The 20,436-nt window shown below is 64.2% G+C and carries 18 protein-coding genes; 12 read left to right on the forward strand and 6 right to left on the reverse strand.

Translation table 11 applies throughout. The annotated features are described in order from the left end of the window. The first annotated feature begins 94 nt into the window (after nt 1-94). The 5 genes from FFS68_RS05545 to FFS68_RS05565 all read left to right on the forward strand — a co-directional run bounded on the left by FFS68_RS05545 (nt 95) and on the right by FFS68_RS05565 (nt 7,596). Nucleotides 95-1,102 carry a PhoH family protein gene (locus tag FFS68_RS05545; RefSeq protein WP_137752198.1) on the forward strand — a complete coding sequence of 336 codons (1,008 nt, stop codon included), beginning with the start codon at nt 95-97 and terminating at the stop codon, nt 1,100-1,102. A gap of 104 nt (nt 1,103-1,206) precedes the next feature. Continuing rightward, entirely contained in the window at nt 1,207-2,985 is a 1,779-nt protein-coding gene (locus FFS68_RS05550; protein WP_137752199.1) for a DNA methyltransferase, read from the forward strand. 16 nt (nt 2,986-3,001) lie between these two features. After that, on the forward strand, nt 3,002-4,051 hold the full coding sequence (locus FFS68_RS05555) for a type IIL restriction-modification enzyme MmeI (RefSeq protein WP_137752200.1): 1,050 nt from the start codon (nt 3,002-3,004) through the stop codon (nt 4,049-4,051). 268 nt (nt 4,052-4,319) lie between these two features. Beyond that, the gene (locus FFS68_RS05560; protein ID WP_249340027.1) at nt 4,320-6,602 is read left to right on the forward strand and encodes a TonB-dependent hemoglobin/transferrin/lactoferrin family receptor; all 2,283 of its coding nucleotides are present in this window, start codon (nt 4,320-4,322) and stop codon (nt 6,600-6,602) included. Nucleotides 6,603-6,621: 19 nt separating this feature from the next. Beyond that, complete coding sequence (locus tag FFS68_RS05565; RefSeq protein WP_137752202.1) at nt 6,622-7,596, forward strand: DUF6607 family protein; 975 nt, start codon at nt 6,622-6,624, stop codon at nt 7,594-7,596. A gap of 63 nt (nt 7,597-7,659) precedes the next feature. Here the strand turns inward: FFS68_RS05565 and FFS68_RS05570 are convergent, their stop codons facing one another. Next, nucleotides 7,660-8,043: a DoxX family protein gene (locus FFS68_RS05570; protein ID WP_137752203.1), complete on the reverse strand. Its 384-nt coding sequence runs from the start codon at nt 8,041-8,043 to the stop codon at nt 7,660-7,662. A gap of 139 nt (nt 8,044-8,182) precedes the next feature. Between FFS68_RS05570 and FFS68_RS05575 the strand changes: the two genes are divergently transcribed. The 4 genes from FFS68_RS05575 to FFS68_RS05590 all read left to right on the forward strand — a co-directional run bounded on the left by FFS68_RS05575 (nt 8,183) and on the right by FFS68_RS05590 (nt 11,418). Then, on the forward strand, nt 8,183-8,638 hold the full coding sequence (locus FFS68_RS05575; RefSeq protein ID WP_137752204.1) for a carboxymuconolactone decarboxylase family protein: 456 nt from the start codon (nt 8,183-8,185) through the stop codon (nt 8,636-8,638). Then, nucleotides 8,638-9,504 (forward strand): sigma-70 family RNA polymerase sigma factor, encoded by an 867-nt coding sequence (locus FFS68_RS05580; RefSeq protein WP_137752205.1) that lies wholly within the window; start codon nt 8,638-8,640, stop codon nt 9,502-9,504. Before FFS68_RS05575 ends, FFS68_RS05580 begins: the two co-directional genes overlap by 1 nt. A gap of 452 nt (nt 9,505-9,956) precedes the next feature. Then, nucleotides 9,957-10,463, forward strand: a complete 507-nt coding sequence (gene ybeY, locus FFS68_RS05585; RefSeq protein ID WP_137752206.1) for an rRNA maturation RNase YbeY — start codon at nt 9,957-9,959, stop codon at nt 10,461-10,463. Nucleotides 10,464-10,482: 19 nt separating this feature from the next. Next, nucleotides 10,483-11,418 carry a hemolysin family protein gene (locus tag FFS68_RS05590; RefSeq protein ID WP_137752207.1) on the forward strand — a complete coding sequence of 312 codons (936 nt, stop codon included), beginning with the start codon at nt 10,483-10,485 and terminating at the stop codon, nt 11,416-11,418. Nucleotides 11,419-11,426: 8 nt separating this feature from the next. Here FFS68_RS05590 and FFS68_RS05595 read toward each other — a convergent pair whose 3' ends face one another. Further along, nucleotides 11,427-12,143, reverse strand: coding sequence for a hypothetical protein (locus tag FFS68_RS05595; RefSeq protein WP_249340028.1), 717 nt, complete (start codon nt 12,141-12,143; stop codon nt 11,427-11,429). 159 nt (nt 12,144-12,302) lie between these two features. Between FFS68_RS05595 and FFS68_RS05600 the strand changes: the two genes are divergently transcribed. Genes FFS68_RS05600 through FFS68_RS05610 form a run of 3 tightly spaced genes read left to right on the forward strand, consistent with a single transcriptional unit; the run spans nt 12,303 to nt 15,905 of the window. Further along, on the forward strand, nt 12,303-13,370 hold the full coding sequence (locus tag FFS68_RS05600; RefSeq protein ID WP_137752208.1) for a hypothetical protein: 1,068 nt from the start codon (nt 12,303-12,305) through the stop codon (nt 13,368-13,370). A gap of 44 nt (nt 13,371-13,414) precedes the next feature. Then, on the forward strand, nt 13,415-14,572 hold the full coding sequence (locus tag FFS68_RS05605) for a glycosyltransferase family 1 protein (protein ID WP_137752226.1): 1,158 nt from the start codon (nt 13,415-13,417) through the stop codon (nt 14,570-14,572). 7 nt (nt 14,573-14,579) lie between these two features. Continuing rightward, entirely contained in the window at nt 14,580-15,905 is a 1,326-nt protein-coding gene (locus FFS68_RS05610; protein ID WP_137752209.1) for a replication-associated recombination protein A, read from the forward strand. Nucleotides 15,906-15,935: 30 nt separating this feature from the next. Here the strand turns inward: FFS68_RS05610 and FFS68_RS05615 are convergent, their stop codons facing one another. From FFS68_RS05615 to FFS68_RS05630, 4 genes are all read right to left on the reverse strand, one after another. After that, nucleotides 15,936-16,352 carry a GFA family protein gene (locus FFS68_RS05615; protein WP_137752210.1) on the reverse strand — a complete coding sequence of 139 codons (417 nt, stop codon included), beginning with the start codon at nt 16,350-16,352 and terminating at the stop codon, nt 15,936-15,938. 69 nt (nt 16,353-16,421) lie between these two features. Beyond that, nucleotides 16,422-18,719 carry a phosphoenolpyruvate--protein phosphotransferase gene (gene ptsP, locus FFS68_RS05620; RefSeq protein ID WP_137752211.1) on the reverse strand — a complete coding sequence of 766 codons (2,298 nt, stop codon included), beginning with the start codon at nt 18,717-18,719 and terminating at the stop codon, nt 16,422-16,424. A gap of 58 nt (nt 18,720-18,777) precedes the next feature. Continuing rightward, nucleotides 18,778-19,425 carry a hypothetical protein gene (locus tag FFS68_RS05625; RefSeq protein ID WP_137752212.1) on the reverse strand — a complete coding sequence of 216 codons (648 nt, stop codon included), beginning with the start codon at nt 19,423-19,425 and terminating at the stop codon, nt 18,778-18,780. Between the two features lie 359 nt (nt 19,426-19,784). Next, nucleotides 19,785-20,436 (reverse strand): hypothetical protein (locus FFS68_RS05630; protein ID WP_137752213.1); only part of this gene is annotated, 652 nt, incomplete at its 5' end.

Below are 20,436 nucleotides of genomic sequence, written 5' to 3' on the forward strand. Positions count from 1 at the left end.
CGTCGCCTTCCGTCGAATTCCGAAACTATCGGTGATGGACTCCCGCCTTCGCGGGAGTACACAGGATCATTCTTAGCATAGGTGACTTGCCCATATGTCCAAACGCCCGCTGACCGCCTCGACCCCCGCCGAACCCGGCGACCGCGTTCGACTGACCGCGGAATTTGAGCGAACGCAGTTGTTGGGCATTTTGTTCGGCGAGTTCGACCGCAATCTGGTCGGCATCGAAAACCGGCTGGGCGTCTATATTTCGGCGCGCGGCAATCGGGTCCAGATCGAGGGCGAGGCCGAAGCCGCGGCGCGGGCCCGCGACGTGCTCGTCGACCTGTATAACCGTATCGAACAGGGACAGGAGGTCGACGCCGGCATGGTCGATGGCGTCATCGCGATGTCGGCGCAGCCGACCCTCGACGGCATCATCCGCCACGACAAGGACGAAGCGCCGCCGATCATGATCCGGACGCGCAAAAAGACGATCGTGCCGCGCGCCCCGTCGCAGGTGCCCTATATGCAGGCGCTGGCGCGCGAGGACATCATCTTCGCGCTCGGCCCGGCGGGGACAGGCAAGACCTATCTTGCGGTGGCGCAGGCGGTGGCGCAGCTGATCACCGGCAGCGTCCAGCGCCTGATCCTGTCGCGCCCCGCGGTCGAAGCAGGCGAAAAGCTCGGTTTCCTGCCCGGCGACATGAAGGAAAAGGTCGATCCGTACCTGCGCCCGCTCTACGACGCGCTCCACGATTGCCTGCCCGCCGAACAGGTCGAGCGCCGCATCGCCAGCGGCGAGATCGAGATCGCGCCGCTCGCCTTCATGCGCGGGCGGACGCTGGCCGACGCCTTCATCATCCTCGACGAGGCGCAGAATACGACGATTCCACAGATGAAGATGTTCCTGACCCGCTTTGGCATGAACAGCCGCATGGTCATCTGCGGCGACCCCAAACAGGTCGATCTGCCAATCCCCGCGTCGTCGGGGCTGGCCGACGCGGTTAGCCGCCTGGAGGGCGTCGAGGGCATCAACGTCAGCTATTTCACCAGCGCCGACGTCGTCCGCCACCCGATCGTCGGCCGCATCGTCGATGCGTATGAGGGGCCGGGGGCCTGACAACGGCGCACGTCGCGCGGCGGCGTCCGGGCGGCAACCTTTGCGTCTTGCTCTGACGATCGCTATCCGCGAAGACGGATCGAAAGCGGAGGATCACCCGGAATATGCGTCTTACTTGGCCTGAAATCCGCGCCCGTGCCGCCAAATTCAGCGAAGATCACAAGCTCGATCATTATGAGAAGGGTCAGACGCAGACCTTTTACAACGAATTCTTTGCCTGCTTCGGCGTCGATCGCAAACAGGTCGCGGTGTATGAACAGCGCGTCAAGAATCTGCCCCAGGATCGCAAGGGTTTCATCGACCTGTTCATGCCGGGCAAGCTGATCGTCGAGCAGAAGTCGGCGGGCCTCGACCTGCGCGTCGCCAATGACCAGGCGCTCGATTATTACGAAGGCCTGCCCGAGGCGATCAAGCCGCGCTATATTCTGACCTGCGATTTTCAGCGGTTTGAATTGCTCGACCTGGACACGCGGCGCGAATGGCGCTTTCCGCTCGCCGACCTCAAAAAACATGTCGAGGCGTTTGCTTTCATTATCGGCGTCGAAACGCGGCAGTTCCGCAATCAGAAACCTGCCAACCCCAAGGCGTCCGAGCTGTTGGGCAAGCTGCACAAACAGTTGGAGGAGGATGGCTACAGCGGCCACAAGCTGCAATTGCTGCTCGTCCGGCTGCTGTTCATCCTGTTTGCCGACGACACTGGAATCTGGCCCAAGGACCAGTTTCTGGTCTGGCTGGAACAGCGCACTCAACCCGATGGGCGCGACCTGGGCGAGAAACTTACCGCGTTGTTCGGGGTGCTCGATACCGCGCCTGACGATCGTCAGGCCAGCCTCGATGCCGATCTGAACGCCTTCCCGCACATCAATGGCGCACTGTTCGCCGAACGCATCGACACCGCGTCGTTCAACAATGCGCTGCGCGACATATTGCTCGATGCCAGCGTGTTCGATTGGGGCAGCGTGTCGCCCGCGATCTTCGGTTCGCTGTTCGAAAGCGTGATCGACAAGGTCACCCGGCGCAAACAAGGTGCACATTACACGCCCGAGGAAGCGATCCAAAAGGTGATCGGGCCGCTGTTCCTCGACGATCTTTACATCGAGTTCGAGGCGCTGAAGGCGCGCAAGGACGGCGCCCGGGCCAAGGCGTTGGCGGCGTATCACGACAAGATTGCGGCTTTGACCTTTTTCGATCCGGCGTGCGGGGCGGGGAATTTCCTGGTCGTCGCATACCGCGAGATGCGCGAGCTGGAACGGCTGTTGCTGCGCGAAATCCATCCGCCCGAAAGCCGTCAGTTGGTGCTCGACGTCACGCTGCTCTCGAAACTCAACGTCAACCGCTTTTACGGGATCGAAATCGACGAATTCCCCAGCCAGATCGCGCAGGTCGCGCTGTGGATGACCGATCATATCGCCAACACCAATTTGGGCGATGATTTCGGCAAGCCGTTCGCGCGGGTGCCGCTCGTGACCGCGCCGAATATCCGTCAGGGTGATGCGCTCGAGATCGACTGGGCCGACGTCCTGCCGCCCGCCGAATGCAGCTATGTGTTCGGCAATCCACCCTTCATCGGGTCCAAGATGCAAAGCGACGCGCAGCGCGCGCAGGTGCGCCGGATCGCGCAGCTGGGCGGATCGGGCGGCACATTGGATTATGTCGCGGCCTGGTTCTTGAAAGCTGGCACATATCTTGCGGGGGGGGGGTATTGGACGCATCGCCTTTGTCGCGACCAATTCGATTTGTCAGGGCGAACAAGTCGCGCAATTGTGGCCAAAGCTGTTCAACGAACGCCGCCTCGAAATCGCTTTCGCGCACCGCACATTTGTCTGGCCGGGAAGGGCGGCGGTGCATTGCGTTATCGTCGGGCTGGCGCAGCGCGGGGATGAACCGGTTGAGAAGCGGTTGTTTAGCTATCCGACGTCCAAGGGTGCGCCGGTTGAAACAAGGCATGGCCAGCTAACGGCCTATTTGTTTGATGCGAACGGTGCCGATCGCCATTTGGTCGTCCGAGAAGAAAGTCGCCCGATTAATGATGCGCCGAGGTTGCGTATCGGTTCCAAGCCCGTCGACGGCGGTTATCTGATTTTTACGGCAACGGAACGCGCTCAGATGTTGGCGGCGGACGATGCTGCTGACGTATATCTACGGCCGTATATTGGGGCCGAAGAGTTTCTCAACGGTGGAACCCGCTACATACTCGCGCTTGATGAAGCCTCTCCTCAGGAGTTGGGACGCCATCCTGCTATAGTGGAGCGTTTGCGGCTAGTTCGGCGTTGGCGAGCTGGAGAAATCGCAAAAAAGAACTCGAAGGATGGTCTAGATCGATCATCGGAGAGCACGCGCTATCTTGCCGCCACTCCTGCGAGCTTTCACGTCACGGTTATGCCCGCCAACCCGTATCTCGTTGTTCCAGAAAACGGTTCGGAAACCCGTCAATATGTGCCCGCCGGGTGGTTGAGCGACGCAGTGCCTAGTAGCTTGATAAGAGTGGCAACTGAGGCCGGGATTTGGCATTTCGCTATTGTGGTGAGCGGAATGCACATGGCATGGCTCAACGGGATCGGCGGACGGCTAAAAAGCGATCCCCGTTACTCCATCGGCCTCGTCTACAACACCTTCCCTTGGCCCGAAGCCACTCCCGCGCAGCGGGCAAAAGTCGAACTACTGGCTCAGGCCGTACTCGACGCCCGCGCTTTGCCCAAAAATGCCACCTCGACCCTCGCCGACCTCTACGATCCTGATCGGATGCCGGGCGAGCTGTTCAAGGCGCACAAGGCACTCGATGCCGCCGTTGACCGGTTGTACGCGGCCAAAGGCTTTGCCGACGATCGGGCGCGGGTCGAACATCTGTTCCGATTATATGAGGCGCTGGTCATGCCCACCACTGCCGCACCTGCCGCTAACCGGCGAACCAGTCGGCGTGTCGCGCGCCGGGATACCAGGCTGGTATAAGCATCGGGTCACGGGGCAGCGGCGACGCGGGCTCCCCCGCGGCCGCTCTCTCGTTGATGCGGATCCACGCTGTCGCCAACCCTCGTCATTGCGCGCCAGGCGAAGCAATCCAGAGCGGTTACCGCCACGCTGGATTGCTTCGCCTGGCGCGCAATGACATCTTTCAATTTCAGCAAACGAGTCTCAATAGCATTAATCTTGACGTTGCGATTTCACGCCCCTAATGCGACGCTATTGCGAATCACTCGCAATCAATAGGGGAAGCATTTTGATTAACGACCGTTCGCCGTCTGCCACCCGCCTTGCCGCTGGCACCGCGCTGGGCCTTGCGCTCGCCGTCGTCGCCCAGCCGGCTTTCGCGCAGGATAATGACGGCGATTATTGGGCGCAGCGCAAGAGCCAGATCGTCGTCACCGCGACGCGCACCGCGGTGAAGGCCGAAGACATTCCGGTGACCGTCACCGTCAAGAGCGATGAACAGATCGCCGACGAGCTGGTCACCGACATCCGCGACCTCGTCCGGTTCGAGCCCGGGGTCAGCGTCCAGCGCCAGCCGGCGCGCTTCGGCGCGGCGCTCGGCGCGACCGGCCGCGCCGGTAACGACAGCTTCAACATCCGTGGCATCGGCGGCAATCGCGTGCTGATCCAGGTCGATGGCGTCCGCGTCCCCGACGGCTTCAGCTTTGGCGCGCAGGCTTCGGGACGCGGCGACTATGTCGATCTCGGCTTGATCAAATCGGTCGAAATCCTGCGCGGCCCTTCGTCGGCACTTTATGGCAGCGATGGGCTGGCGGGCGCGGTCAGCTTGATCACCGCCGATCCGTCCGACTTCCTGGAGGAGGGCCAGCGCGTCGGCGGCCTGATCCGCGCCGCCTATAGCAGCGCCGATGACGAGTTCAGCGAAACCGCCATCCTCGCGGGGCGCAGCGGCGACTGGTCGGTGATGGCTGCCTACACCCGCCGCGATTATAGCGAGCTCGACAATCAGGGGGCCAACGCCGGCACCGTCACCGCGATCGGCACCTCGGGCCTGCGTCCCGGCACCGGCCCGCTACGCACCGTGCCCAACCCGCAGGACGGCCGCTCGAACGCGGCGCTGGCGCGCCTCGTTTATGACCCCGCGAACGGCCACAAGCTGCGCCTGACCGGAGAATATCTCGACACCCGCGTCTTTACCGAGGGGCTGACCGGCGTGACCGCGACCCGCAATGCGCTTGGCGTCATCACGTCGAGCGTCGACCGGCTCGAGGGCACCGACACCGGGGAACGCAAGCGCGTCTCGCTCGACTGGAGCTGGGAAGGCGAGGGCGCGATCGATTTCGCCCGCGTCGCGCTCTATTGGCAGGACGGCGAGGACCGCCAATATACCGAGGAGGACCGCACCCCGCTCGCCGACCGTACCCGCCTCAACAGCTTTGAAAACCGCGTCGTCGGTGCCTCGGCCGACGCCCGCGCCGATTTCGCCACCGGTGTGATCACCCACCGCCTGGTATTCGGCGGCGACATCAGCCAGACGCGCCAGCGCGGCCTGCGCGACGGCACCGTACCGCCGTTCGGAGAGGTTTTTCCGACCCGCGCCTTCCCCAGCACCGACTTCACCCGCGCCGGACTGTTCGTCGGCGACGAAATCTCGGTCGCGGGCGGCCAGCTGTTGCTTTACCCGGCGCTGCGCTTCGACTGGTACGACCTGTCGCCGCAGGACGACCCGCTGCTGCCAAGTTTCGCAGGCGCCAAGCAGGACGGCTCGCGCGTGTCGCCCAAATTCGGCGCGGTGTGGAAACTGACCGATCAGGTGCGGCTGTTCGCCAATTATGCGACCGGCTTCAAAGCGCCCGAACCGGGGCAGGTGAACCAGTTTTTCGAAAATCTCGCGTCGGGCTACACCTCGATCCCCAACCCCGACCTTGGCCCCGAACGCAGCGAAAGTTTCGAGGGCGGTCTCCGCTTGTCGAACAACGCCGTCAGCCTCGACGTCACCGCCTTTTCGGCCCGGTACAAGGATTTCATCAGCCAGGAAGTCGTCGGCGGCGGTTTCACGCCGGCCAATCCGGCGATCTTTCAATTCGTGAATCTCGATCGCGTCCGGGTCAAAGGGGCCGAGGCGCGGTTCGAGGGGCGAGCGTCGTCCGGCCTGTATGCGACGCTCGCCCTATCCTACGCGAAGGGCGACGTGATCGAACCGACCGGGGCGCGCACGCCGCTGTCGACGATCGATCCGCTCAAGCTCGTCGCCGGGCTTGGCTATCGCGACGCGCAGGGACGCTTTGGCGGCCAGCTCATCATGACCCACGCCGGGCGTAAAGAGGCGTCGCGCACGACCGGGCTGTGCACCCCCGAATGTTTCCGCCCCGACGGCTTCACCATCCTCGACGCGACGGCCTTTGCCCGTATCAGCGAAGGACTGACGCTGCGCGCCGGGGTCTTCAACCTCCTCGACAAGACATACAGCTGGTGGAGCGATGTCCGCGGCCTCGCGTCCACCTCGGCGATCACCGACGCCTATACCCAACCCGGCCGCAACGCGAGCGTATCGCTCAGCTTCCGTTTCTGAACACTGAAGGATTGCACCGATGAAAACCTGTCGCACGATTGCCGCCGCGCTGCTGCTCGCCGCCGCGCTCCCCGTCGCCGCCTTGGCGCATCCCCCGATCGCCGCCGACACCGCCGCGGCCAGTTTTGAACAGGACCGCGCCGACATTCTGGCGATGGCGGGCAATTACCGCGTCAGCTTCAACATGCAGGAATCGACGCGCTGGGATCCGGCTTACGAAGTGCTCGAACCCAAACGCTCGGGCGGCAACGAGGTCGTGCGCGTGATCGAGGATAGCGGCCGCAAGATCGTCCTCCAGCATATGCTCGTCATCACCACCGACGACGACAAGAGCATGATCATCAAACATTGGCGCCAGGATTGGGAGTATGAACCCGCCAAGCTGCTGGCCTATTCGGACCGCAACACATGGACATGGGAAGATGTCCCCGAACGCATGCGCACCGGCCGCTGGTCGCAGACGGTCTATCAGGTCGACGATTCCCCGCGTTACGGCGGATGGGGTCAATTCGAGACACAGGGCGGCGTTCGCCGCTGGCGCTCGAACTGGACCTGGCGCCCGCTCGCGCGCCGCGATGCCGTCCGGGGCCCGGTCTATGATCGCTATCTGTCGATCAATCGCCACCAGCCCAGCCCCGACGGCTGGGTCCATTGGCAGGACAATACAAAGATGGGGACGAAGGACGGCAAGCTGGTGCCGATCGTCCAGGAATATGTCCTCAACACCTATATCAAATATGACCAATATGACGTGAAGGCCGCCGACGATTATTGGGCGGCCACCAAGGATTATTGGGCCGCGGTGCGCGCCGAATGGGACCGCGTCGCTCTGGCCAAGGGCGGCATCGCGATCAATGAGGAGGCACAGACCGGCACCGTGATCAGCGGCCGCCTGCTCGAAATGGCCGACGAGGTGCAGGACAAGACACTGACCACCGCAAAAGCCATCGCCGAGGCGAAAAAGCTGATCGAGGCGAATACCCGCAAGCTGTGACGACCTGCGCCCTGTGAAGTCCGGAACCGGGGGCGGTCCGTCAGGGCCGCCCCCTATTTTGTATTACGCCTTTGCGCGCGCCCCATCGACGCTCCAGATCCCGGCGCCGCGCGTCGCGATGAACAGGAAGATGAAGCAGTAGAGCGCGATCGTTTCGCCGCCATTGACGATCGGGAAGGGGCTTTGCGTCCCGTGCGCGACCCAGTAACCGACCGCCGACATGCCGCTGGCGATAAATGCTGCGGGACGGGTGAACAGACCGATGATGATCAGCCCGCCGGCGATCAGCTCGATTGCGCCCGCTGCCTGCAGCATCGGGTTCAGCTGATAGGGAAAAGCGACCGGGAAATTAAAGAATTTCTGCACCCCGTGCGCCAGAAACAACAGACCCGCGACGATGCGCAGCAACGCATAGGCCTGTTCGCCGAAACCATCGAGAAACTTCATGACTGGACCCCTCCTCATCATTGTCGAGGCGGGCAGGCTACCGGATTTTTGCGCCCGCGCGAAATTTTTTCGCGCGCCATGTCACACCCGTCGATCCTGTCTCGTCATGTCGGTACAAAACAACCACAGGAGACAGATAATGACCGTCGTGACCGACCCCTTCGCCGCCGCGCCGCAGCTGATGAAACAATGGATGGGCGTCAGTCTTGCGGTACAGGACAGCCTGGAGCCGAGCCTGATCGAACTGGTGAAAATCCGCGCCTCGATCCTCAACGCCTGCGCCAATTGCATCAACATGCACACCGCTGAAGCGCGCGCCAAGGGTGAGACCGAGCAGCGCATCTATCTGCTCGCCGCGTGGCATGAAGCGCCTGTCTATACGCCGCGCGAACGTGCCGCGCTGGCGTGGACCGACGCCTTGACCCGCCTGTCGGAAGGCCACACACAACAGGCGGCAAAAGACGGGCTCGAAGCGCATTTCACGGCGGAGGAACAGGTGAAGCTGACGCTGATGATCAACATCATCAACGGCTGGAACCGCCTCGCGGTCGGTTTCGACCTCTGGTACGAACAGCCGGCGGCCAGGGCGGCCTGATGACGCGGCCGGGTTTGCATGATGCGGCGGACGCGGCGGCCAGTTTCGACCCGCTGCGCCCGCTGCTCACCCGCGTCGCCTACCGCATGCTCGGCTCGGTCGCCGATGCCGAGGATGTGGTGCAGGACGCCTTCATCCGCTGGCTCGCCGCCGACCGCGCCGACGTGCGCGAGCCCGCCGCGTTCCTCCGCCGCACCGTGACCCGGCTCTGCCTCGACCAGATCAAATCGGCGCGCCGCAGCCGCGAGACCTATGTCGGCCCCTGGCTGCCCGATCCGCTGGTCGAAGAGGAGGAGGCGGACGATGTCACCCTGCCGCTGATGCTCGCGCTCGAACGTCTGTCGCCGCTCGAACGCGCCGCCTTTCTGCTCCACGATGTCTTCGGCGTCGGTTTCGACGAGGTCGCGGCAACGATCGACCGCGATCCCGCCGCCACGCGCCAGCTCGCGGCGCGCGCCCGCACCCATGTTCGCGACGCGCGCCCGCGCTACAAGCTCGAAAAGGCGCAGGGGCTCCAGATCGCCGACGCCTTTTTCGCTGCCTCGCGCAGCGGCGACATGGCCGCGCTCGGCGCGTTGCTCGCCGCCGATGTCGGCATGTGGTCCGACGGCGGCGGCAAGCGGCCCGCCGTCGACCGGCCGGTGCTGGGATTTGCGACGGTGCTGAAACTGCACCGCAGTCTGGCGGTGCTGTTCGGCAAATATGGCTCGACTCTGATCCACGTCGGCTTGATCAATGGCCTGCCGGGCTTTGTCACCCGCGAGGCCGATGGCGAATTGCAAACGACGGCGCTCGAGATCGCCGACGGCAAGGTCGCCGCCATCTATGTCATGCGCAACCCCGACAAGTTGAGCCATATGCACTGAATGGGATGGCCGTTGACGGCCGGTTGCTGCCATAATCCTCCCTGTCGCGCAGCGATGGGAAGGTGGCAGCGCGAAGCGCTGACGGAGGGGCTTTGGCGCCACCGTCGCAAGGCCCCTCCACCATTCGCTTCGCGGACGGTCCCTCTCCCCATGATTTCGTCACTGGGAGGATTATCCCTCGTCGTCATCCCGGACTTGATCCGGGATCCATAGCTGCGCCGTCGCCATGGATCCCGGATCAAGTCCGGGATGACGATATTGGGGAAACCGATGGCAGCCCCCCCCAAAGCCGACCTCCGCGAAACTTTTTCGCTGTCCTACATGGCGCCGCCGCGATAGCGTCGCCGCATGATCAGCCCTCGCCATCTCCCCACCTTGTTCGCTATCCGAAAAACGCGATTTGCGCGTGAAGTTGCGCAGTTTTCTGCCGTTTTTCTTTCCCGGCATTTTCCATGCTGAGCGTTGAAACCTGCGCTGCGACGCCGTGGCCCGATGCGCTTGATTGGGATGCGCGGGCGGGCGAAGCGGTCGCCGCGGCGCTCGCGCTGACGCCTTACGCCAGCCTTGCCGACGCGGCGCCGCTGGTCGAGGTCGCGGTGCGGCTGACCGACGATGCCGAGGTCCAGACACTCAACCGCGATTTCCGCGGCAAGGACAAGCCGACGAACGTGTTGTCGTTTCCGCAGGTGCAGGATGATCTGCTCGAAGGCCTGGCGAATAGCGATGACGGCGAGATATTGCTCGGCGACATCGTGCTGGCGCGCGAAACCTGCGCGCGCGAGGCGGATGAAAAGGGCATTTCGCTGACCGACCATGCGACGCATCTGATCGTCCATGGCCTGCTGCATCTGGTCGGATATGACCATATCGACGACGCGAGTGCCGCCGCGATGGAGGCGCTTGAGGTGAAAGCGCTTGCATCGCTGGGCATCGGCAATCCATATGCAGAGCTCGATTAACAGGGAAAAGTACCACATCATGCCCGACGACCAGGGATCTTCGACCCGATCGGAAGAGGACAGTAGAACCGGCCTGCTGGCCGGACTGAAGACATTTTTGTTCGGCGGCGACAAGGAACCGTCGCTGCGCGAACAGATCGAAGAGGTCATCGACGAGGCCGAGGAAGACGGTCAGGAACGGCGCGGCAGCAATATCGTCGGCGACCTGTCGCTGACCGAGCGCAAGATGCTGCGCAACCTGCTCCACTTTGGCGAACAGACGGTTGACGATGTCGCGGTACCGCGCGCTGACATCATCGCGATCGCCGAAAGCGCGAGCTTTGCCGAAATCGTCGCCCAATTTGCCGAGGCAGGGCACAGCCGTTTGCCGGTGTACCGCGAAAACCTCGACGAAGTGGTCGGGATGATCCACGTCAAGGATGTGTTCGCGGTGCTGGCCGAGGGGCGCCCGCCGCCGCCGCTGATCGACCTGATCCGCCAGCCGCTCTATGTCCCGCAATCGATGGGGGTGCTCGACCTGCTCGCCGAAATGCGTGCCAAGCGCACCCATTTGGCGATCGTGATCGACGAATATTCGGGCACCGAAGGACTGCTGACGATCGAGGATCTGGTCGAGGAAATCGTCGGCGAGATCGAGGATGAGCATGACGACGAGCCGACCGCATTGTTCGCGCCCGGCGACGGTGGTTGCTGGGACGCCGACGCGCGCGCCGAACTCGACGATGTCGGCGAAGCGATCGATTCGCGGCTGGCCGAGATCGACGAAGATGTCGACACGCTGGGCGGCCTCGCCGCGGTGCTCGCCGGCCATGTGCCGCAGGTGGGCGAGATTTTGCTCCACCCCAGCGGCTGGCGGATCGAGGTGACCGAGGCCGACGAACGCCGCGTCCACCGCCTGCGCCTGCATCCGCCGGTCGTCGTCAATCTGGAGGCACCGTCCGAAACCGGCGATTGAGCGGCGGCCTAATCGTCGATGTTGACGACATTGTACCGCAGCGCTTCTTTGTGGGTCAGGCAGCGCCGCGTCGAACGGTCGCTGCCCGTCGCGACCGCTTTTTGCCGGTACATGATGTCGGACAACAGGTCGCGCGAGACGTCGAGCCGGATCAGCAGGTCATTGTCCTCGGTCGCCATCAGCGCCGCTTCGCGTTCGACATCGCTGATCAATTCGGTGGTCGATTCGGTGCCCATGGCGACGCTCGACTGAATCGCGTCCTTGTCGCCGGTCATCGTGAACATATGGACCATGAAATGGCCGCCGGGGTCGATCGTCCGCGCGCGGCCGCCCATGAAGACAAAATTGCACGCGCTGAAACAGGTCCATCCCGACGGGATGCGGGTGACCATCTGCCGCTCTTTGCTGAATTTGCGGATCAGCAAGCCCGCGGCATTGCCGGCGCGGGCATCGCCGCCGGGCGACCGGATCCAGATTTCGCTGATCGACGGATTGTCGGTCAGCACTTTTTCCAGCCGGACGGGCAGCTCGCTGTCGACGCGGCCTTCGGCCAGCAGCACCAGCTCGCCGCTCCGCTTGAACGGGGTCAGCACCATCGTCTTGTAATCGGACCAATTGGGCTTGGCCGGGCAGGTCGGATTGTCGGGATCCATGCCCGGCGGCGTGGCGGCGGTGCACGCCAGCATCGCGGCGAGTGCGGTGACCGATTTGACCCAGCTGCGCATGTCACCCCTCCCCATTCCTGCCCGACTCTAATCCACCGCCGACACCAAAACAATATCGCTGCATGGCGGCTTCACGGTATGATCGGCATCACTGACCGATCTTGTGGGGTCGATTATTCCGGCCTAGCCTTTGAAAAACAAGGGTGGGGGGAACAGGACATGCGGACCAGGTTGCGGCATAATTCGGCGCTCGTCGTCATCGGGGCGGTGTTGCTGTCCAGCAGCGCGGTTGCCGCCGCGTGGCAGGGTGCGCCGGGTCAGGAGCAGGGCGACAAGGCCTATGTCCCGCCGGTGGTCGCCGAACCGGCGCTGCCCGCGCTGCCCGCCAGACCCGCCCTCGATACCGACAGCTATCCGGGATGCCGTGAGGATTACCGCAAAAAGGACGCCCCATTTGAACAGGCGGCAGCGATCAATCGCTGCACCGTGGCGATCGACACCTATTATCGCCAGACAATGCTGCCCTATCGTCAGGCGATGATCGCCTATCAGGATGCGTTGTCGTCGCTTTATTCGACCCAGGTTGGCGCCAATAAACGTTATTCGGCCGCAACGCAGGATCGCTTCTTCCAGTCGGTCATGGCCGAACATGCGGCCTCCAATCCCGAGGGAGCCAACCTCGCCGCCTATCGCGGCATCGAGGCGCAATATCAGACCGATCGCGCCTATCTGGCCGATCGCTTCTGCTTCAACACCGGCTGCAACGGTTATCCGGTCCCGGCCTCGGTAGCCCGAGTGGCGGTGCCCGAAAACGCCGACAAGCCCGCGAAGAAAAAGGGCGGTGAGGCGAAGCGCGCTGATGGCACCAGCCCCGATGCCAAATGCAAGCGGGCGCGCAAACGCGGCGGCGCGCTCGGCGGGCTGATCGGCGGGGTCGCAGGGAATGCCGTGGGGCTGAAGGGCATCGGCACCGCGGTGTCGGGGCTGTTCGGCGCCGTGCTCGTCGCCGAGATTGCGTGCCAGCTCGATGAAAAGGAACAGAAGGTCGCGGCAGAGGCGACCGTGGCGGTCACCAAGGAGGAAGCCGTCGGCGCCACCGCCAATTGGACCAGCCCGACGCGCGAAGGGGTGGCGGGGTCGTCGACGATCACTGCGCTCAATACCGAACCCAATGGCAGCAAATGCCTGTCGATCACCGACATCGCGATTGTCGAGGGCGAGGAAACGCGCGTGTCAAAGCGCATGTGCCGCACGAAACCCGGCGAACCTTACAGCATCATGGCCTGACGGCGGCGTTGCGTTTGCGCGGCGAGGGGGTTAGCGCAGGCGTGATGGAAGTCTCCGACCTGCGTATCGCCCTGTTCAGCGGCAACTACAACATGACCGTCGATGGGGCGAACAAGGCGCTGAACCGCCTTGTCGGCTATCTGCTCGCGCATGGTGCCGCGGTGCGGGTCTATTCGCCGACGGTCGCCAACCCGGATTTCGAGCCGACCGGCGACCTGGTCAGCGTGCCGTCCTTCGCGATTCCCGGCCGCAGCGAATATCGCATCCCGGTGACCTTTTCGTCGCGCGTGCGGCAGGATATTTCCGCCTTTGCGCCGAATGTCGTCCACATCTCCAGCCCCGATCGCGTCTCGCGGCAGGCGGCGGCATGGGCGCGGCGGCGGCGGTTGCCGGTGGCCTGTTCGGTCCACACCCGCTTCGAAACCTATTTTCGCTATTATAATTTGTCGTTCCTTGAACCGGTGGTCGTCGCATGGCTCCGCAAGCTCTACCGGAAGTGCGACGCGCTGATCGCCCCGTCGGAAAGTTTCGCGCAGGTGCTGCGTGACCAGCGGATGAATTATGACATCGGCATCTGGACCCGCGGCGTCGAGCAGGGGATTTTCAACCCGGGGCGCCGCGACATGGATTGGCGCCGCTCGCTCGGCATCGAAGACGATGTGCCCGCAATCGCCTTCCTCGGGCGGCTGGTGATGGAAAAGGGGCTCGACGTCTTTGCCGACGCCATCGACGTGCTCGCGCGGCGCGGGGTGCCGCACCGGGTTGTCGTGATCGGCGAGGGTCCGGCGGGCGAATGGTTCGAATCGCGGCTGCCGAACGCCAGCTTCGTCGGCTTTCAGGGCGGCGAGGATCTCGCGCATGCGCTGGCCTCCTGCGACATTTTCTTCAACCCCTCGGTCACCGAGACTTTTGGCAATGTGACGCTCGAGGCGATGGCGTGCGGGCTCCCGGTCGTCGCCGCGCGCGCCACCGGCAGCGCCAGCATCGTCAAGCATGGCCAGACCGGCTATCTCGTCTCGCCCGGCTCGATCACCGGCTTTGCCGATCATCTCCAGCGCTATTGCCGCGACATTCAGCTGCGCGCCGACCATGGTTCGGCGGCGGTGCTCGAAAGCGGCGCCTATCAATGGGACGCGATCAACCAGGCAGTCGCCGACACCTATTTGCGCCTGATCCGCCAGAAACAGCGGCGCGGGGGCTGAGCGAACGATGGCCGGAGACTTGTTCGGCGGCGATGCACCGGCTCAGCGCGCAGGTAGCGCGACCGGCCCGGTGCCGCTCGCCGAGCGCCTTCGCCCCCGCACGCTGGCCGACGTTGTCGGGCAGGACCATCTGACCGGACCCGAGGGCACGATCGGCCGCATGGTCGCGGCGGGGCAATTGTCGTCGATCATCTTGTGGGGGCCGCCGGGCACTGGCAAGACGACGATCGCGCGGCTGCTCGCCGAGGCGGTGGGAATGCGCTTTTCGGCGCTGTCAGCGGTCTTCTCGGGGGTTGCCGACCTGCGGCAGGCCTTTGCCGATGCCGAAAAAATGGCCGCCGCGGGCAAGCGGACCTTGCTGTTCGTCGACGAGATCCACCGCTTCAATCGCGCCCAGCAGGACGGGTTCCTGCCCTATGTGGAGCGCGGGACCGTGGTGCTCGTCGGGGCGACGACCGAGAACCCCAGCTTTGCCCTGAACGCGGCGCTGCTGTCGCGCGCGCAGGTGCTGGTGCTCAATCGGCTGGACGAGGACGCGCTGGCGCAACTGGTCGCGCGCGCCGAAGCCGACATCGGGCGGGGCCTGCCGGTCACCGACGATGCCAAGGTCGCCTTGGTCACGAGCGCCGACGGTGACGGGCGCTTCCTGCTCAACCAGGTCGAGACGCTGTATGCCGCCGCGATCCCCGACCCGCTCGATCCCGCCGCGCTCGCGCAGTTTCTGCACCGCCGGATGCCGGTTTATGACAAGGATCGCGACGGGCATTACAATCTGATTTCGGCGCTGCACAAGGCGCTGCGCGGATCCGATCCGCAGGCGTCGCTCTATTATCTCGCGCGGATGCTGGTGGCGGGTGAGGAGCCGCTTTATGTGCTGCGGCGGCTGGTGCGCTTCGCCAGCGAGGACATCGGCCTCGCCGATCCGCAGGCGCTGGTGCAATGCCTCGCCGCCAAGGACGCCTATCAGTTTCTCGGCTCGCCCGAGGGGGAATTGGCGATCGTGCAGGCGTGCCTCTATCTTGCCACCGCGCCCAAATCGAACGCGGCCTATGCGGCGCAGAAGGCGGCGTTTGCATCGGCGCGCGACACCGGGTCGCTGGCGCCACCGGCGAACATTCTGAACGCCCCGACCAAGTTGATGAAAGACCTGGGGTACGGCGCGGGCTATGAATATGACCATGATGCGGAGGGCGGCTTTTCGGGCGCCGATTACTGGCCCGAGGGGATGGGCGCGCAAACCTATTACCAGCCGACTGGCCGCGGGTTCGAAAAGCGGATCGCCGAACGCATCGCCTGGTGGGACGACCAACGCCGGACACGAAGCGAGGGGTGACATCGCGGCGCGCGCAACGCCGCCGTCCCCCTATTCGAACGGCGGATAACGCTCGAACGCGGGCAGGCTGTCCAACTTTTCCATCCATCCGATGCGCTCGGCGGTCTGAATCTGCACCTGCGCCGGGATCAGGCCGGGGTCGTCCAGCGTCGCCGACTGGACGTCGATCTGCCCCGGAAAAATGGCTTCGCTGGTATAGAACAGCCCGGTGCCGCAATCGCCGCAAAAATGCCGCCGGCCATGTTCGGACGACGCATAGATTTTGGGGGTGCCGGTGATTTCGATCTCGTCCTGACCGACCAGCGCCCACCCGACCATCGGCGCCCCGGCGTGGCGGCGGCAATCGCTGCAATGGCACAGCGCATGATGCTGCACCGCGGTGGTCATCGAATAACGGATGGCGCCGCAATGACATTGGCCGCTGGCCCGGGGGCTCGAATCACTCATGCTTGCTCTCCTTATCCCAAGGCGGAGAACATAACATAAACATTGCCGCGAACGCAATTACCTCGCGCGTCAATCGCCCAGGTCGACCTGATGCGCTTCTGCCCACGCCTGATACTGGCCGCGCGGACTCGATGTCGGATGGCCGAGGATCGCAGGCATGTCGGCGCGCAGCGCGCCGAGGTCGAGCGAGCGGATCATCGCCTTGACCGGTCCGACCCCGGCGGGGGTGATCGACAAGCGTTCGATCCCGACGCCGAGCAGCGCCATGGCTTCCAGCGGACGTCCGCCCATCTCACCGCAGACCCCCAGCGCGACCTTGGTCCCCGACACCGTCCGCACGACGCGCGCCAGATAGCGCATGACGATCGGTGACAGCCAGTCGTACCGCTCGGCAAGACGCGGATGGGCGCGATCGGCGGCGAACAGGAACTGGGTCAGGTCGTTGGTGCCAACCGACAGGAAGTCGAGGTGCGGCAGCATCAGATCGAGCGTTTCGAGCAGCCCCGGCACTTCGAGCATCGCGCCATAGCGGATCGCGACCGGCAGTTTTTTGTTGTGCTGCGCCAGCCACGCCCGCTGCCCGACGAACAGGTCGCGCGCGGCTTCATATTCCCATGGTTCGGACACCATCGGGAACATCACGTTCAATGTGCGTCCGGCCGCCGCCTCCATCAGCGCCCGCGCCTGAACTTTCAGCAACCCCTCGCGTTCGAGCGCCAGCCGCAATGCGCGCCAGCCCATCGCGGGATTTTCTTCCTGCGCGGTGTCGCCAACATTCATGTACGGCAGTGCCTTGTCACCGCCGATGTCGACGGTGCGAAAGATCACCGGTCGGTCGCCCGCGGCGTCGAGCACGTCGCGATAGAGCCGCTGCTGGCGGTCGCGCGACGGCAGCGTCGCCGAAACCAGAAACTGGAACTCGGTGCGAAACAGCCCGATGCCGCGCGCCCCGGTCAGGTCCAGCGCGGCGATATCTTCGCGCAGGCCCGCGTTGATCATCAACTCGATCGGTACCCCGTCCTTGGTAACTGCGGGCAAATCGCGCAGCGAGGCCAGGTTAGCGCGGCGTTTTTGCGACACTTCCAGCTTGCCGTCGAACGCGTCCTGCACCGCCTGGGTCGGGCGCACATGGACCGCGCCGGCGCCGGTGTCGAGCAATAGCAAATCGCCTTCGCGGATCGACGCCCGCACATCGCTGACGCGACCGAGAACCGGCACCCCCATCGCGCGCGCGACGATGATGACGTGCGCGGTGAGCGATCCTTCCTCAAGGACAACGCCTTTCAGACGGCGGCGATCATATTCGAGCAGCTCAGCGGGGCCGAGGTTGCGGGCGATCAGGATCGAATCCTGGCGCAACCCCATTTGCGCCGCAGTGCCCATCTGCCCCGACACGATCCGGATCAGCCGGTTGGACAGATCCTCCAGATCGTGCATCCGGTCGCGCAGCAACGCGTCGTCGATCTGGCGCATCCGCATCCGGGTCCGCTGCTGGACCCGTTCGATCGCCGCTTCGGCGGTCAGGCCGCTGTCGATCGCCTCGTTGATCCTTCGCGACCAGCCTTCGTCATAGGCGAACATCTTGTACGTCTGGATGACTTCGTCATGTTCGCCGCCGACGCCAAATTCGGCCTGGCTCGCCATGCGGTCGATCTGTTCGCGCATCTTGTCGAACGCGGCATAGACGCGGTGACGCTCGGCCTCGGTATCGTCGGCGACGGTATGTTCGATGGTGATGCGCGGCTGGTGGAACACCGCCACCCCGGCGCCCATGCCGTCGACCAGTTTCTGTCCGCCCAGCCGCTGCGCCGATTGGTCGGCGGCGGCGGCGTCGGTGCGCGCGGCGGTATCGACCAGGTCGGCGTTGGTGATCAGTTCGGACAGGACCATCGCGACCGTCTGCAACGTCTCGATCTCGATGTCGGCATAGCGGCGCGGGTCGGCGTGCTGGACGCACAGGACGCCCACCGCGCGTTCGCGGCGGATGATCGGCACCCCGGCAAAGCTGTGGAACAATTCTTCGCCGGTTTCGGGGCGGTAGGAAAAGTCGGGGTGCGCCGCGGCTTCATCGAGGTTCAGCGTTTCGATCTGGTCGGCGATCATCCCGACCAGCCCTTCGCCAAGCCCCAGGCGGGTGACATGCACCGCTTCCTGCTTCAGGCCGCGCGTTGCATAAAGTTCAAGTGCCCCGTCGCGCAGCAAATAGATTGAGCAGACCTCGCTATCGAGGCATTCACCGATGATGCCGACAACTTGATTGAGCTTGCCCTGCGCGTTCGCACGCGACGCCATCACCTCGTGCAACCGGGTCAGGATGGTCCGCGCCGACTGGGCCGCGGATGAAGGAGGGGGCGGAGCATTGGTCATCGCTCCGCCCTGCTAACAGATGCTTGGCACCGTTGCTATGACCCCAAGTTAATTTCGCTTAAGGCTTTGCGGCCGCCATTTGGATGCCTGCTTCGGTCCGCGGCTGATGGCCACGTTGGGCGCGATACGCGGCAAGTTCGACCTGATAGCGCGCATAAGCGTCATAGAAATCGACGAAGGGCTGATCAACCTGCGCCAGCATCGCGGGGGCCATGGTCATCGCCGCGGCGCTGTCCATGCCGTGCATCTGCTGCGCAACCGAACCGGCGACGCGGCAAAATTGTTTTTGCGCCGGTGGCTGCGCAAAATAGTTGAACAGCTTGGTTGATGTGCGATCGCGCGCGGCGATGCCGTTGCTGCCGGTCGCGCGCCCCAGCCGCGCGATCACGGCGGTTTCTGCCGATCGGATCAGCCCGCCATGGCGGGCGATGATGCCGTTATAGTCGGCGACGAGTTGCAGCGAGCCCGGATGGCGGCACCCGATCGCCGCGACGTTCAGCGCGATGCGCAGGTTCCAGAACGCATCGTGACCGGTCATCTCACGGTTGGGCGTTGCAAATTCGCCGCGCGCGTCGCGTGGTGGCAGGCGCAGGTTCGGCGCCGCGAAACCCGGCGCCTCCGGTTCCTGCAAGCCATATTGTGCCGCTGCGGGTGCAGCAGCCAGCGCCGCCGCACACGCGGCAGCGAGTCCGATCCATCTGGTCATGTTCCCAATTCCCCCAATGCTCCCCTGAGCAACGCCGGGCGGTCCCGGCAAGAAGGAGACTAAGGGCAAGCAGAGAGTCGAAAGGTTGCCGGAAATTCATCATGAACGCAGCGTAAAGCCTGTTCCGCAGCCTTTGTTTGACGATAGTGAAATTCGGCGGTGCGGGCCCTGAAACGCAGGAGGGCCGGGGCTTTTTTGCAGGTGGCACGGGCCGCCGCGACCGGAGATCGGCGGCATGGCGTCATCACGCGCTGAGCGCGTGCCGGGCGAAATGCGACGAACCGAAATCGCTAGCCGCATGTCGCCCGGGCAGCGTTGCATCGATGCAACAATACCGCCTGGGGGCAGGGGATGGGCGGTTACAGCCCGGTGGGCGCGTTGGCGGGCGGCACCGGCGCGGCGATGGGCGCGACGGGGGCGCTCATGATCGGCGGCGGCGGCGCATATTTGGCGTCCCACGCGACGGCGTCGGACTGATAGCGCGCATAGGCTTCATAAAAATCATGGAACGGCTGGTCGAGGCGCGCGAGGTGCGCGGGCGCCTGTTCGATGACCTGTGCGGTCGGCGTCGACGACACCAGTTGGGCGATTTCGTTGGCGCGGGCACAAAAGGCCCGCTGCGCCGGCGGCTGGGCGAAATAGTTGAACAGCTGGGTCGACAAGCGATCGCGCGCGGCGACACCGCTGGTCTTATTTTCCTTGCCCAGCTGGGTGATCACCGACTTTTCGGTCGAACGGATCACCTTACCATGCGCCTTGATGATATTATTGTACGCCGACACCATCGTCGTTTCTTCAAGACCGCGGCAACCGATGGCGGCGACGTTCAACCCGATCTTGAGCTGCCAGAAAGCGCGGTCGCCGGTGATATTGCTGTTCGCGGTGACGAAGCGGCCGTCGATGCCGCGTCCGGGCAGAATCTGGGTGACCGCGGCATTGCCCGGCGGCAACGGCCGCGGCGGCACGATGATGACGACCGGCACCGGCGGCGGCGGCGCATATTTGGCGTCC

It is taken from the genome of Sphingopyxis sp. L1A2A (genome assembly GCF_005502465.1).
GTDB lineage: Bacteria > Pseudomonadota > Alphaproteobacteria > Sphingomonadales > Sphingomonadaceae > Sphingopyxis.

What these genes read in the sequence shown, in the direction of transcription:
- FFS68_RS05550 (WP_137752199.1), top strand. Translation starts at nt 1,207, where the DNA reads ATGCGTCTTACTTGGCCTGAAATCCGCGCCCGTGCCGCCAAATTCAGC.
- FFS68_RS05565 (WP_137752202.1), top strand. Translation starts at nt 6,622, where the DNA reads ATGAAAACCTGTCGCACGATTGCCGCCGCGCTGCTGCTCGCCGCCGCG.
- FFS68_RS05575 (WP_137752204.1), top strand. Translation starts at nt 8,183, where the DNA reads ATGACCGTCGTGACCGACCCCTTCGCCGCCGCGCCGCAGCTGATGAAA.
- FFS68_RS05590 (WP_137752207.1), top strand. Translation starts at nt 10,483, where the DNA reads ATGCCCGACGACCAGGGATCTTCGACCCGATCGGAAGAGGACAGTAGA.
- ptsP (WP_137752211.1), bottom strand. Translation starts at nt 18,719, where the DNA reads ATGACCAATGCTCCGCCCCCTCCTTCATCCGCGGCCCAGTCGGCGCGG.
- FFS68_RS05625 (WP_137752212.1), bottom strand. Translation starts at nt 19,425, where the DNA reads ATGACCAGATGGATCGGACTCGCTGCCGCGTGTGCGGCGGCGCTGGCT.
- FFS68_RS05595 (WP_249340028.1), bottom strand. Translation starts at nt 12,143, where the DNA reads ATGCGCAGCTGGGTCAAATCGGTCACCGCACTCGCCGCGATGCTGGCG.
- FFS68_RS05610 (WP_137752209.1), top strand. Translation starts at nt 14,580, where the DNA reads ATGGCCGGAGACTTGTTCGGCGGCGATGCACCGGCTCAGCGCGCAGGT.
- FFS68_RS05570 (WP_137752203.1), bottom strand. Translation starts at nt 8,043, where the DNA reads ATGAAGTTTCTCGATGGTTTCGGCGAACAGGCCTATGCGTTGCTGCGC.
- ybeY (WP_137752206.1), top strand. Translation starts at nt 9,957, where the DNA reads ATGCTGAGCGTTGAAACCTGCGCTGCGACGCCGTGGCCCGATGCGCTT.
- FFS68_RS05545 (WP_137752198.1), top strand. Translation starts at nt 95, where the DNA reads ATGTCCAAACGCCCGCTGACCGCCTCGACCCCCGCCGAACCCGGCGAC.
- FFS68_RS05605 (WP_137752226.1), top strand. Translation starts at nt 13,415, where the DNA reads ATGGAAGTCTCCGACCTGCGTATCGCCCTGTTCAGCGGCAACTACAAC.
- FFS68_RS05615 (WP_137752210.1), bottom strand. Translation starts at nt 16,352, where the DNA reads ATGAGTGATTCGAGCCCCCGGGCCAGCGGCCAATGTCATTGCGGCGCC.
- FFS68_RS05600 (WP_137752208.1), top strand. Translation starts at nt 12,303, where the DNA reads ATGCGGACCAGGTTGCGGCATAATTCGGCGCTCGTCGTCATCGGGGCG.
- FFS68_RS05580 (WP_137752205.1), top strand. Translation starts at nt 8,638, where the DNA reads ATGACGCGGCCGGGTTTGCATGATGCGGCGGACGCGGCGGCCAGTTTC.